At 71.2% G+C, this 12,843-nt stretch carries 12 protein-coding genes; 5 read left to right on the top strand and 7 right to left on the bottom strand.

Annotated elements, in window-relative coordinates; translation table 11 throughout:
* Positions 1-36: 36 nt before the first annotated feature.
* The 6 genes from ABD841_RS29830 to ABD841_RS29805 form a co-directional block, all read right to left on the bottom strand.
* Positions 37-897, bottom strand: coding sequence for an ACT domain-containing protein (locus ABD841_RS29830; RefSeq protein ID WP_344978740.1), 861 nt, complete (start codon positions 895-897; stop codon positions 37-39).
* 66 nt (positions 898-963) lie between these two features.
* Positions 964-2,274 (bottom strand): FAD-dependent oxidoreductase, encoded by a 1,311-nt coding sequence (locus tag ABD841_RS29825; protein ID WP_344978737.1) that lies wholly within the window; start codon positions 2,272-2,274, stop codon positions 964-966.
* A gap of 251 nt (positions 2,275-2,525) precedes the next feature.
* Positions 2,526-3,494 (bottom strand): carbohydrate ABC transporter permease, encoded by a 969-nt coding sequence (locus tag ABD841_RS29820; RefSeq protein WP_344978735.1) that lies wholly within the window; start codon positions 3,492-3,494, stop codon positions 2,526-2,528.
* A gap of 13 nt (positions 3,495-3,507) precedes the next feature.
* Positions 3,508-4,422: a carbohydrate ABC transporter permease gene (locus ABD841_RS29815; protein ID WP_344978733.1), complete on the bottom strand. Its 915-nt coding sequence runs from the start codon at positions 4,420-4,422 to the stop codon at positions 3,508-3,510.
* Positions 4,419-5,795: an ABC transporter substrate-binding protein gene (locus ABD841_RS29810; protein WP_344978731.1), complete on the bottom strand. Its 1,377-nt coding sequence runs from the start codon at positions 5,793-5,795 to the stop codon at positions 4,419-4,421. The genes ABD841_RS29815 and ABD841_RS29810 overlap by 4 nt, the downstream gene beginning before the upstream one ends.
* A gap of 24 nt (positions 5,796-5,819) precedes the next feature.
* A complete protein-coding gene (locus ABD841_RS29805) occupies positions 5,820-6,932 on the bottom strand; it encodes an enolase C-terminal domain-like protein (RefSeq protein ID WP_344978730.1) in 1,113 nt (370 codons plus the stop codon).
* Between the two features lie 116 nt (positions 6,933-7,048).
* Here ABD841_RS29805 and ABD841_RS29800 point away from each other — a divergent pair, with 116 nt between their 5' ends.
* Complete coding sequence (locus tag ABD841_RS29800; protein WP_344978728.1) at positions 7,049-7,807, top strand: FadR/GntR family transcriptional regulator; 759 nt, start codon at positions 7,049-7,051, stop codon at positions 7,805-7,807.
* Between the two features lie 127 nt (positions 7,808-7,934).
* Here ABD841_RS29800 and ABD841_RS29795 read toward each other — a convergent pair whose 3' ends face one another.
* Positions 7,935-8,819 carry a fumarylacetoacetate hydrolase family protein gene (locus ABD841_RS29795; RefSeq protein WP_344978726.1) on the bottom strand — a complete coding sequence of 295 codons (885 nt, stop codon included), beginning with the start codon at positions 8,817-8,819 and terminating at the stop codon, positions 7,935-7,937.
* 249 nt (positions 8,820-9,068) lie between these two features.
* Between ABD841_RS29795 and ABD841_RS29790 the strand changes: the two genes are divergently transcribed.
* The 4 genes from ABD841_RS29790 to ABD841_RS29775 all read left to right on the top strand — a co-directional run bounded on the left by ABD841_RS29790 (position 9,069) and on the right by ABD841_RS29775 (position 12,830).
* Positions 9,069-10,160, top strand: a complete 1,092-nt coding sequence (locus tag ABD841_RS29790; protein ID WP_344978725.1) for a Gfo/Idh/MocA family protein — start codon at positions 9,069-9,071, stop codon at positions 10,158-10,160.
* A 37-nt stretch (positions 10,161-10,197) separates the two neighbouring features.
* The gene (locus tag ABD841_RS29785; protein WP_344978723.1) at positions 10,198-11,100 is read left to right on the top strand and encodes a sugar phosphate isomerase/epimerase family protein; all 903 of its coding nucleotides are present in this window, start codon (positions 10,198-10,200) and stop codon (positions 11,098-11,100) included.
* Positions 11,101-11,179: 79 nt separating this feature from the next.
* Positions 11,180-11,902: a FadR/GntR family transcriptional regulator gene (locus tag ABD841_RS29780; RefSeq protein WP_344978722.1), complete on the top strand. Its 723-nt coding sequence runs from the start codon at positions 11,180-11,182 to the stop codon at positions 11,900-11,902.
* A 151-nt stretch (positions 11,903-12,053) separates the two neighbouring features.
* Positions 12,054-12,830 (top strand): enoyl-CoA hydratase/isomerase family protein, encoded by a 777-nt coding sequence (locus tag ABD841_RS29775; protein WP_344978720.1) that lies wholly within the window; start codon positions 12,054-12,056, stop codon positions 12,828-12,830.
* Positions 12,831-12,843: the final 13 nt, after the last annotated feature.

The raw sequence follows: 12,843 nt of genomic DNA, 5'->3' as shown, positions 1-12,843 counted from the left end.
CACCCCGGGCCGCCGCCCGGCCCGGAAGGACGCCGGTCAGTCGCCGCCGGCCGCGTACCGCCGGTGCCTGGCGGTGGCGGCGAGCGCCGAGGCCCTGGCCGCCTCCAGCGGGGTGAACGGCAGGGCGGGGCGTCGCACCAGCAGGGCCCGCTCCGGGTGGACGGAGACCACCATGGTCGTGTTGAGGGTGCCGGTGTCGTCGACCGTGTCACCGGGGCGCCGCCATTCGACCTCGGTGGTGCGCAGCATCTCGGCCATGGCCTGGGGCAGCTGGTCGGGGTCGTCGGCGACGCGGTGGGCGAGGACGAGGGCCTGGACGCCGGGGTCGACGAGATCCTTGATCTGGGCCGGCACGATGATGATGTCGGCGCCGCCGGCCCGGTCCACGGCGGATCGCAGGTCCTCCGAGGTCAGTTCCGCGGGTGCCTCGATGACGAACTCGTCGAGGGCGTCGCAGCCCGCGGGTGAGATGGCGGTGCTGCCGGTCGCGGCGATCTGCAGGGCGAGGACGTTGCACCGCAGGCGGGCGAAGGCGCCGGCCAGTTCGGCCAGGCGGCCCGGCCGGTCCACCACGCGGGTGCGGATGCGCCACAGGCTCATGTCCCGGTGCCCTTCGACGTCGATGACGTTGCTCTTACGGGAGGCCGCCGTCCGGCGCGTGCCTTGCGCGCGCCGGGCCGCGAGCCGCTTGTGAACGGCGGTGCCGGCGACGAGCGCCACTCCTAAGCCGATCAGCACCACGGGTCCCGGGTCGTCATGCCCGAGCAGTGTGGCGAGCAGGTGGGCGAGGCCGACCGCGACGAACAGGGCGGCGAGCTCGGCTATCTCGTGCTTCCAGGAGACGGAGGTACGGGGACGCGGAGGGCGCGCTTGGACTGCGTCATGTGCATCGCTCATACGGCAACCCTGACCCACCGCTGTTTCGCGATCACGATCGGTGCGATACGGCGGCATTAAACCGTGTTAACGGCCTCTCTCCGCAGGCCCGGCCATCGCCCCCCGCGCCGGCGCCGGGGCGGGGGTCTCGCGGGCGGGCGTGTGAACGTGCTCGGGCCGGATGCCGTACATCAGGATCTGCAGCATGGCCCGCGACATCAGGCGCCGGCCCGGTCCGCTGTTCAGGAACGCGGGAAGCCGCGGCTCGGCGGCGCCGCCCAGGGCCCGGCCGATGATCCGGCGCTGGGCCAGCACCTGCACCAGCTGGGTGCCGGCGGTCGGGGTGGTACGGCGCCGCTGGACCCTCCGCACGAGCTCGGGATTGAGCGTCCGGTCGAACCTCCGGGGATCGGCCTGGGCGCGGTGGAGCGGCTCGGCCAGCAGGTTGGCGGTGGCCACCGCGTCCTGGATCGCGAGGTTGATCCCGACCCCGCCGATCGGGGACATGGCGTGGGCGGCGTCGCCGATGGCGAGGAACCCGGGCCGGTCCCAGCGCCTGAGCCGGTTCACCCTCACCTCCAGGAAGGCCACCTTCTCCCAGTCGTCGATCTCGTCCACCCGGTCCGCCAGGAACGGCAGCAGCCCGCCCAGCCGCCGCCGGAGGCTCTCCAGCCCCTGTTCCCGGACCTGGGCGTAGGACCCCTTGGGGATGAGGAACGCCACCTGCCAGTAGTCGCCCCGGTCGATCGCCGCCGCCATCTCGCCCGTGCCGACGCGGCCCACCAGCCCCCCGTCGTCGTCCGGGCGGCGGGAGACGCGCAGCCACAGCACGTCCATCGGCGCCCCGAGGTCGCGGGGGACCATCCCGGCGGCCCGCCGCAGGTCGGAGTGGCGGCCGTCGGCGGCCACGGTCAGCACCGCCCGCAGGTCGTGCTCACCCGTGTCGTCGCGGTAGCGCACGCCGCGCACCGCGCCGTGCCGTTCGATCGGGGCCAGGGCCTCGGCGTTCATCAGCAGCCGGAACGTGGGGTAGCGGCGGGCGTGGCCGACGAGCAGGGTGAGGAAGTCCCACTGCGGGATCATCGCGATGTGGCGGTATCTCCGGCCGGCCGGGAACTCGCCGAGGTCGCCCTCCAGCAGCGTCCGGGACCGGGTGCTCATGCGGAGTCTCGTCAGCTTGCGGTGCGGGATCCTCTCCAGCTCGTCCACCAGGCCCAGCTCGTCCAGCAGCTCCAGGGTGGAGGGGTGCACGGTGTCGCCGCGGAAGTCGCGCAGGAAGTCGCCGTGTTTCTCCAGGACGGTCACCTGGACTCCGGCGCGGGCCAGCAGCAGGCTGAGCATGATCCCGGCGGGGCCGCCGCCGGAGATGGCGCAGGTCGTGCTCTCCGTTTCCGCCATGGGACGCTCCTCGGTGAACGGCGACGATCGCGTGCGATCCGTCTACCGGCCATAGACGTCTACCGGCCGTAGACGTCTACCGGCCGTAGACGTCTACCGGCCGTAGACGTCTACTGGCAGTACACGTCCGCGCGGCCGGGAAATCCAGCGAATCGGGCCGCGCCGACGAACATTTGGGATTCCCCATCCCCGTACGGGGCCGGGCGGTCGCCGCCGGCGGGCTCCGGCCGCGCCCGCCGGAGCCCCGGGTGTCAGTTCTTGGTCGCGCCCGCCAGCATGCCGGAGACCAGGGACCGCTGGGAGAACAGGAAGACCAGCAGGACGGGGACGACGGTGACGAGCGTCGCCAGCGCCAGCTCGGGCCGCATGATCTGGTTCCCCACGCCGCTTGAGGTGTTGAACACCGCGGAGGAGGTGAGCAGGTTGTTCAGCCCCACCTGGGCCGGGTACTGCGCGCTGTCGGGGAGCATCACGAACGGCAGGAAGAAGTTGTTCCAGTTGCCGACGAAGTTGAAGAAGGCGACCAGCGCCACGATCGGCCGGGACAGCGGGAGCGCGATGCTCGTGAAGACCCGCCACTCCGAGCACCCGTCGAGACGGGCCGCCGACAGCAGGTCCTGGGGGATCGTGGAGGAGAAGTAGATGTAGGTGAGGTACACGCCGAACGGGAAGAACGAGAACGGCAGGATGACCGACCAGATCGTCCCGGTCAGGCCCACGGCCTCCATCTCCAGGTAGAGGGGGAGGACCAGCGCCACGTTCGGCATGATCATCACCAGCAGCGTGACGGTCAGCAGCAACCGCCGCCCGGCGAACCGGGTGAGGGCCAGGCCGTACCCCGCCGGGATGCTCGTGACCAGCGTGATGAGCAGCGCGCCGAACGCGTAGATCGCCGAGTTCTCCAGCCAGCTGACGATCACACCGTCCTGGAAGGAGTAGAGGTTGCGCCAGGCGGTCACGACGCCGTCGAGCGACCCGAAGGAGAACGGGTCGTCCCGGATGATCTGGCCGTCGGTCTTGGTGGGGGCCAGGAGCAGCCACACCACGGGAAGCGCGAAGAAGACCAGGAACGCCCCGGTGACCAGCGTCCAGAGGAGCCGGGCCGCGGCGGCGCGGGCGCGCTGGGCGCCCCCGCCCGCGCCGCCGCGCCGGTGGGACGACGTGGGCCGGTCGGCCGGACGGGCGGCCCGGGGGCGGGCGGTCGCCGCGGGTGAGTCCATGATGCGCATGGTTTCAGTCCCTCTCGAAGAGCCCCGCGCGGAAGACCACGACCAACGCGCAGGCGAGGCCCACCACCATCAGGTTGACGGCGAGGGCGGCGGCCCCGTGGAAGTCGCCGGCCTGGAAGGCGTACAGGTAGGAGAGCTGGTTCGGCGACCAGCTGTCGGAGATCATCCCCCAGCTCACGGTGGAGACCAGCTGCGGCTCGACGAAGAGCTGCGTCCCGGCCGCGAACGCGAGGATCAGCATGTAGGCGATCCACTTGCGGAGCAGGGGGAGCTGGATGCGCAGCGCGGTCTGCACGACGCCGGCCCCGTCGATGCGGGCGGCCTCCAGGACCTCGTCCGGGATGTTGTTGAGCGCCGCGTACATGATCACGATCCAGCCTCCGGCGCCGGTCCAGAAGGCGATGACCGTGAACAGCACGGGGAGGTGGTCCGGAGCGATCACCTGGGCCAGGGTCTCCCAGCCGAAGGCCCGCAGCAGCCACCCGGCCGGGCTGGCGGCCGGGTCCAGCATGATCAGCCAGAGCAGGACGCTCGCCACCCCGGCCAGCGCGCCCGGCACGTAGTACAGAAACCGCATGACCGCGCTGGTCCGGCGCATCCGGCCGTGGAGCATCAGGGCGAGGCCGACGACGAGCACCATGAGCGTCCCCAGCCAGATCACGAGGTAGAGCAGCACATGGCCGAAGGCCGACAGGAAGCGGTAGTCCGCGAAGGTCCGGATGAAGTTGCCGAGCCCGACGAGCTGGCCGCGGGAGTTGGAGATCGACAGCCACACGGCGTAGACGGTCGGCAGCACGCCGAAGGCGAGCAGCAGGACGACGTAACCGCTGACGAAGACGTAGCCCATCCGGCGCGAGGGGTCCCCCGCCCCCCGGGCGCCGGAGCGGCGCCCGGGGGCGAGGGTCGCGGGTGCCGTCATGGCGAGTCCACGGTGTAGCCGAGCGAGGAGGCCTTGTTCTTGATGGCCGTCTCCCAGGTCTCCAGCATCGAGGCGATCGTCTTGCCCTCGTTGAGCGCGGGCACGACGGTCGAGGCGTAGATCGCCTCCTGGCTGTACTGCGTGGCCGACCAGCCGGGCCACACCAGCCCGGCGGCCTCGGTGAACGCCGGGGCGACGTCCTCGGCGAAGTAACCGGTCTCCTTCTGCCCCGCCAGCCAGGCGGTCGCCGCCTGCTTGAACGCGGGGTAGGTCCCGGCGGTGGCCTGGTAGTCGTTGGAGGTCGTCACCCAGGTGACGAGGTCGGCGGCCGCCTTGAGGTTCTTGCTGTGGGAGCTGATGAACCACACCCCGCCCCCGACGTTGCCCGTGTAGTTCGTCGGGTCGGCGGAGAACTTCAGGGGGACGGCCGCGGCGATCTGGTTCTTCGGCGTCTTGAACGTCGAGGCGAACAGGACCTGCCCGTACCAGGAGGGGCCGGGCAGCATCAGGACCTTGTCCGCCTTCTCCTTGATGAAGCCGGCGCCGAACACGCTGTCCTTGGAGATCGAACCGGCGGCGATCAGGGTGTCGAGCAGGCCGGCCATCCGGGTGCACTTGTCGCTGCCCAGGTCGACGGTGACCTTCCTGGGGGCGGTCAGGGTGCTGGCGGGGCACTGGCTGGCCCAGAAGTAGACCTCCGGCGCCCACGGGTCGCCGGCCGTGCCCACCAGGTAGCCCGGGTGCTCCTTGGCCACCTTCTCGCCGAGCGCCTGGTACTCCTCCCAGGTCGTGGGCACCTCGTAGCCGAAGTCGTCCATGAGTTTCTTGTTGTACCAGAGCACGTTCTGCGCCAGGTCGTTGCGCACGCAGTAGACGTCGCCGTCGACCGTGCACGGGTCGAGCGCGCCCTTGGCGAAGCCGTCGAGCACGGACTGCTCGATCACTCCCCGGTTCACCGGCGCGGCGTACGGCTGCTTGCCCTGGGCGCCGTTCCGGGAGGCCCACGCCACGTCGCCGAAGGTGGTGCTGAAGGCGACGTCGGGCCACCCGTTGCCGGTGCGGTCGAACAGCTGCACCTTGGTCTGGAGGTCGTTGGCCCCGTTCGCGTTCCCGCTGTAGGTGACGATCTTGATCTTCACGTCGGGGTGCGCCTTCTGGTACTGCTCGACCGCGGGAACCCGGGTGGCGTCCGCCCAGACGAGGATCTCGCCGCCGGCCTGCTGGGGTGCCGGGCTGAACGCGGCGGCGGTCGAGGGCTCCGCGGCCCCCGGGCCGGGGTCGGCGCTGCCGCAGGCCGCCGCGGCGAGCAGGGAGCAGGCGATGACGGCGGCCGAGGCGGCCCGCCGGGGCCATGGGAAATCGTTGGTGCGCATTGCTGGCCTCTCTGGGGGACGCGGCTAGGCGTTCGGAGCCGCCGTGTCCTGGTCGACGTACTGCTGGAGGACGGAGGGGTAGTCGAGGCCGGCGGGGAGCGCCACGCCGGGCCCGGTCGGAGCGTGCAGGAGCCCCCTGTCGTCGATCCCGCTCTCCCGTGTGATCGGATTGCCGAACACCAGTGACTCGTAGTACGTGGTGTTGGAGATCGCCATGCAGAGGTGCCGGTTGGGGATCTCCGGCCCGTGCACCTCCGCCCGCAACCGGTAGGCGTCGGCCAGGTGGGCCGTGCGCATGGAACCGGTGAAGCCTCCCCGAAGCTGGGTGCCGGCCCGGACGCCGAAGGTCGCGGCGCCGGCGTGGATGAAGTCCGCCGAGTTCATGTGCGCCCCGTCGGAGGTCTCGGCGACCAGCAGCGGCACGGTCACCGCGTCGGCGAGGCGCTTGTAGGCGGTGACGCTGAACTCCCGCATCGGCTCCTCGTACCAGAGGTATCCGGCGTCTGCGAGCGCGTGCCCGAGGTAGACGGCGTCGGGCAGGTCGAATCCGGCCGAGCCGTCGAACATCAGCGGGACGTCGTCGCCCACGTGCTCACGCAGGGCTAGCGAGAGTCTGGCGTCCCTGCGGGCGTCGCCCCAGGCGTGCAGCTTGATCGCCGGATAGCCGAGTTCGAGCGCCTGGTCGGCGATGTCGAGGTACTCCTGGATCGAGGAGTAGGTGACGGTCGACGCGTAGGCGGGGATCGACGTCCGGTACCCGCCGAGCAGCTCCCAGACCGGCAGCCCCGTGTGCCGGCCGGCGAGGTCCCACAGCGCCACGTCCACCAGGCCGAGGAGGTAGAGCGGGAGTTCCTCGGTGCGGTCCAGTTCCCACATGCGGTGCCAGAGCCATTCACGCCGGAGGGGGTCCTGGCCGACCAGTTCCGCGCGGAGCACCCGCTCCACCAGATCTTCCAGCAGCGGCCCGGTGCCCCGCCGGGGCGCGAGCGCCACACCTTCGACGCCCTCGTCCGTGCAGATGCGCAACACGGCGCCCTCGCCGTCGGGCGGGCTGCCGAGCAGTCCGTCACGCCAGACGAAGCCCGGTTTCGTGGCGGGCTGGAAGATCCGATAGCTCTCAACATGGGTGATGCGCACGAAACACCCCTCAATCAGCGCGAAATTTTGATGTAACGTAAGTCGTCATACGTCTGCTGTCAAGGGTGGTTGGCGTACGATGGATCAAACATCGGTCCCGATAAGGCGGTCAGTTGATGGCGGGTTCCCCTACCGAGACGAATCTGCAGTCACCCCTGCTTGAGCGGGTGCCCAAGCGTCCCAGGAGGCTGGCCTCGGTCGTGGTGACCACGCTGGTGGACCGGATCGTCTCCGGTGACCTCCCCCCCGGCGCACCGCTGCCGCCGGAGCCCGTCCTCTGCGAGACGTTCGACGTGAGCCGCACGACGGTCCGCGAGGCCGTGAAGGTCCTGGAGGAGAAGGGGCTCGTCCGGGCCAGGCAGGGGTCGGGCACGAGCGTGACCGAGGAGGACGACTGGAACCTTCTCGACCCCATGGTCCTGTCCGCCACCGTGCGGTACGACGACGAGCTCCGGGTGCTCGACCAGCTCGTCGAGGTGCGGCGGGCGCTGGAGTCGCAGATGGCCGCCCAGGCCGCCCTCGCCGCGACCGACGCCGACCTGCGCGAGATCGAGGCGGTGCTGGAGCGGCTCACCGCCCAGACCCGGATCCCGGAGATGTTCGTCGAGACCGACGTGGCCTTCCACGATCGCGTGATGACGGCCTCGGGCAACCGCCTCGGCCGGGCCATCGTCCGCACCGTGCACGCCGAGGCGCGGACCAGCCTCCGCTACACCGGGCATCCCCGCCCCGAAGACTGCGAGCTGTCCAACCTCGGCCATGCCCAGGTGTACCGCTGTCTTCTCGACCGCGACGCCGACGGGGCGGCGAGCGCCATGTCCGCGCACATCCTCGACGCGTGGCGCCGCCGCCGCCCGGTGCCGCGCCCCTCCTGAGCCGTTCCGGGTGAGGGCGGCCGGGCCCGCAGGCCCGCCGCCCCCTCCAGGCTCGCCGTGCCTGCGGGCCCGCCGTTTCCACGGGCCCGCCGTGTTCGCGGGCCCGCCGTGTCGGGGTCCGCCGGGTCTACAGGTCCGCCGCGAGCGGGCCCATGCCCGCCTTGCCGCGGACGACCGTGCTGACCAGGGTGCCGACCTCGCCGATCGCGATCGTGATCTCGTCGCCCGGCAGGAGGGTGAACGGCAGCTCGGGGACCAGGCTCGTGCCGGTGGCGAGCACGGCCCCGTCGGGGAAGACGTCCTCGCGGAAGAGGTACCCGGCCAGCTCGTCGAGCTTGCGGTGCAGCTCGGAGGTGGCGGACCTGCCGTCCCACACCACGCCGCCCTCGCGGCGGATGGTGAGCGTGATCTCCAGGGCGTACGGGTCCGGGACCTCCCAGGCCGGCCGGATCGCCGGTCCCACCGCGCAGGCGCCGAGGTAGATCTTGGCCTGCGGCAGGTAGAGCGGGTTCTCGCCCTCGATGCTCCGGGAGCTCATGTCGTTGCAGACGGTGTATCCCACGATCTCGCCGTGGCGGTTGAGCACCAGGGCCAGCTCGGGCTCGGGGACGTTCACCGAGGAGTCGGCGCGGACGGACACCTGCCCGCCGTCCCCGGTCACCCGCCACGCCGCGGACTTGAAGAACAGCTCCGGCCGGTCGGCGTCGTAGACCAGCTCGTACACGCTCGCCGCCCGCTCGCTCTCGGCGACCCGGGCCTCCCGGGACCGGCGGTAGGTGACCCCGGCCGCCCAGACCTCCATCCTGCCGTCGACGGGGGGCAGCAGCCGTACGGTGCCGGCCGCGGGGCCCGCGGCGGACGCGCAGCGCTCCTGGATCTCCGGCAGGCGGAGCCGGAGCAGCTCGCCGACGGTGGCGAACCCGTCGAGCTCCCGTACCTCCCCGGGGAGCCGTTGCGCGAGGCCGACCCGCGGGGGGCCGCCGTCGCCGGTGGTGTAACGCACGATGTGCACGGCTTCTCCTCTGCTCGGGGTTCTGCCGGTGGGTCTGCCGGTGGCTCCTCGGTGCCGATCCGGTCTTCCGGCCCCGTGCTGCCAAGACGGTAGGCGCGACTCCCGACTTGGTCAAGGTTCATCGGATGATCGAGAAACTTCATCTGATGAAGGGTCTAGTCAGGCCGTCGTTCACCGGGCTACGCTCCCGGCAGCGAAACCGCTCACACCCCGGTAATCGCCCTGGTGAAGGGCGTTCGAGGAGGACACGTGGGGGAAACCACAGGACTGCTGCCGGATCCGCCCATCCGGTGCAGGGACTTCGGCATCGGGGCGATCGGCGCGGGGTTCATCATGGCCGACGTGCAGCTCGACGCCTACCGGCGGGCGGGTTTCACCGTCCGGGCCCTCGCCTCGCGGACCAGGGAACGCGCCGAGGAGACCGCGCGGCGATGGGACATCCCCACGGTGCACGCCACGCCGGAGGAACTGATCGAGGACGAGCAGGTCGAGATCCTCGACATCGCCTACCCGCCGCACCTGCAGCCCGACCTGATCCGCCGGGCGCTGCGGCAGCCGCACATCAAGGGCATCCTCGCGCAGAAGCCCTTCGCGCTCTCCCTGCAGGACGCCCGGGCCCTCGTCGAGGAGGCCGAGGCGGCGGGAAAGACCCTCTCGATCAACCAGAACATGCGCTACGACCAGTCGATGCGGGTGCTGAAGCAGCTCATCGACCGGGGAGAGCTGGGCGAGATCGTCACGGCGACGATCGACATGCGCGCGGTGCCCCACTGGCAGGCGTTCCTCGCCGACTACGGCCGGCTGACCCTGCTCAACATGAGCATCCACCACCTGGACGTGCTGCGCTTCCTGCTCGGCGAGCCCGTCGACGTCTACACCGCGGCCCGGACGGACCCGCGCACCACCTTCGCGCACACGGACGGCGTGGTCGTCTCGACCATCCGGTTCGAGAACGGCGCGCTCGCGGTGAGCCTCGACGACGTCTGGACGGGCCCCATCGACCAGGGCGTCGACTGCGACGCCGGGATCGGCTGGCGGGTCGAGGGCACCGAAGGGCTGGCCCAGGGCACGATCGGCTGGCCCGACTACCCGGACGGCTCACCGAGCACGTTGCGCTACAGCAGCAAGAACACCGGCGGGAACTGGGTCGAGCCCTCCTGGTCCACGCGCTGGTTCCCCGACGCCTTCGCCGGTGTGATGGAACAGCTCCAGCACGCCGTCGCGCGAGGGGAGCGCCCCGTGCTCGACGCCCGGGACAACCTGCGCACCATGGCGCTGGTCGAGGCGGCGTACCGCTCGGTCGCCGAGCGCCGCGCGGTGCCGGTCGCCGAATTCCTCTGATCCCGAACCGTCCCACCCCCCACCAAGGAGGTCCACAGTGCTCCAGGTCGGCATCTTCTCCGGCATCTACCAGCACGATCTGGCGGAGGCCGCGCGGCGGATCCGCGCGCACGGCTTCAACGCCGTGCAGTTCGACCTCGACTTCGCCGACCCCACGTACGCGGAGGGCGGGCTGAGCGAGCGGCAGTGCGCGGAGATCCGCGACACCTACCGGCGGCACGACCTGCCCATCGTGAGCGTCTCCGGCTACACCAACATCGTCCACCCCGACCCGGCGGAGCGGAAGCGGCGCAACGAGCGGCTCAAGGCGCTGATCCGCAACGGCCGCAACCTCGGCACGCCGTACGTGATCAGCGAGACCGGCACCTTCAACACGGAGAGCGACTGGGCCCCGCACCCGCGGAACACCACCGAGGCGGGCTACGCCGAGTGCCTCGACATGGTCGGCGAGCTGGTCGAGGTGGCCCGGGAGCACGACGCGGTCTTCTGCGTGGAGACCTACGTCAACAACGTGATCGGTTCCATCGACGCCACGCTGCGGCTGTTCCGCGACATCGACAGCCCGCACCTCGGCCTCGTGATGGACCCCACCAACTACTACGAGGACCACAACATCGACGACATGGACGGCGTCATGCGCCGGATGTTCGCCGACCTCGGCGACAAGATCCGCATCGCGCACGCCAAGGACGTCGCCCGCGCCGCCGACACGGGCGAGAAGCACGCGGAGACCGGCGCGGCGGAGTACCTCTCCTTCCGCGGCGTCGGCGCCATGGAACTGCACGGGCCCGGCCAGGGGGCGCTGAACTACCCCCTGTTCTTCGAGCTGCTGGCCGCCCGGCACCCCAACATGACAGTGATCATCGAACACGTGACCGAGGACGAGGCCCCGGCGGCCAAGGAGTTCGTCGATGCCCGGATGATCGAGGTCGGCGTCTGATCTCATGAGGAACGTCACCCTCCACCGCCCGGCGCCCCCTCCCGGCGCCGGGCCCTCGATCAGGATCTGAGGAGACCTCGTGGTCACTCGCCCGTACCCGGAAGGCCCCCGTCACGCCCACGTGGTGCACACGCTCGGCCGGCAGATCGTGAGCGGTGAGCTCGATCCCGGCAACCCGCTCCCGACCGAGGAACAACTCGTCGCCGAACTCGGCGTCGGGCGGTCCGCGGTCCGCGAGGGGGTCAAGGTGCTCGCGGGCAAAGGGCTGCTGCAGAGCCGGACCAGCGCCGGCACCCGGGTACGGCCGCGGGACTCCTGGAACCTTCTCGATCCCGACGTGCTGAGCTGGCGGTTCGTTCCCGCTCCCCAGCCGCGGGACGTCCGGGTGCTGGCGGATCTGCGGGTCGCGCTGGAACCCGGCGCGGCCCGGGTCGCCGCCGAGCGGGCGGACGCCGAGGGCGTCCGCAGGATCGACGAGGCCCTGGCCGCGCTCTACGCGACCGCCGACGACCCCGACGCCTTCATCGAGGCCGACCTCGGTTTCCACCGGGCGGTGTTCGCGGCGAGCGGCAACGACCTGCTCCTCTACATCTACGAGATGATCAGCATCGCCCTGCGCTCGGTACGGCAGGTGCACACCCGGGCGGTCGCCCACAACAAGGAGACGCTTCCCAACCACGAGAGGGTGGCGGTGGCCATCCGCCGCCGCCACCACCGCAAGGCGGAGGAGGCGATGCGCGACGTGGTCGAGGTCGCGCGGTCCGACGCCGAACAGCACATCCGGCTCTGCTGCGGCGGCTGAGAGCCGCGGCGGGGCCGCGCCCCCCACCCGTACATCCCCCATCCCCTACCCCGTGACGAATCGACGCCGGGGCGTGCCCCACGCCCCGGCGGCGGGCAGACGCGTGCCCGCACCCGGATCGATATCCAATGAAATGAGGTGACACCACTCCATGAGCGAACCGACGGGCGTCGTGCTCGACGTCGACGGCCCGGTCGCCGTCCTGACCCTGAACCGGCCGGCCAAGCTGAACGCCCTCACCCCGGAGATGGCCGACGCCCTGCGCGACCACGCGGACGCGGTGAACGAGGACCCGGCCATCCGGGTGGTCGTGCTGACCGGTGCCGGGGAGCGGTCCTTCTGCGTGGGCAGCGACATCCGTGAACTCGACGGATACGACACCCCCTGGAAGTTCCGCAACCGCCGCGACTACGGCGACAGCGTGCGCTCCATCCGCAAGCCGGTGATCGCGGCGGTGAACGGCTACGCCTACGGAGGCGGCCTGGAGCTGGCCATGTCCTGCGACATCCGGCTGGCCGCGACCGGCGCGACCTTCGCCGCGCCCGAGATCAAACTCGGGTGGATCGGCGGGACGGGGCAGTCCGCCCTGCTCGCGCACAGCGCCGGGCCGAGCAACGCGGCGCTCATGCTGCTCACCGGCGACCCGATCGACGCGCGGCAGGCGCTCGCCTGGGGGCTGGTCAGCCGGGTCGTCGAGCCGGAGGAACTGCTGCCGGCCGCGCGGGAGCTGGCCGGCCGCATCGCGGCCCGGGCGCCGATCGCGGCGCAGACCGCCAAGGCCAACCTGCACGCGACCTACTCGATGCCTCTCGACCAGGCCATCCAGTACGAGCGTGACCTGCAGACCATCTGTTTCGCGACACAGGACGCCGCCGAGGGGCGGGAGGCGTTCGCGCAGCGGCGCGAACCCCGGTTCACCGGTCGCTGAGGGGGAGAGAACC

It is taken from the genome of Streptosporangium fragile, from assembly GCF_039534445.1.
GTDB lineage: Bacteria > Actinomycetota > Actinomycetes > Streptosporangiales > Streptosporangiaceae > Streptosporangium > Streptosporangium fragile.
This window is presented reverse-complemented; position numbering and strand designations above follow the sequence as displayed.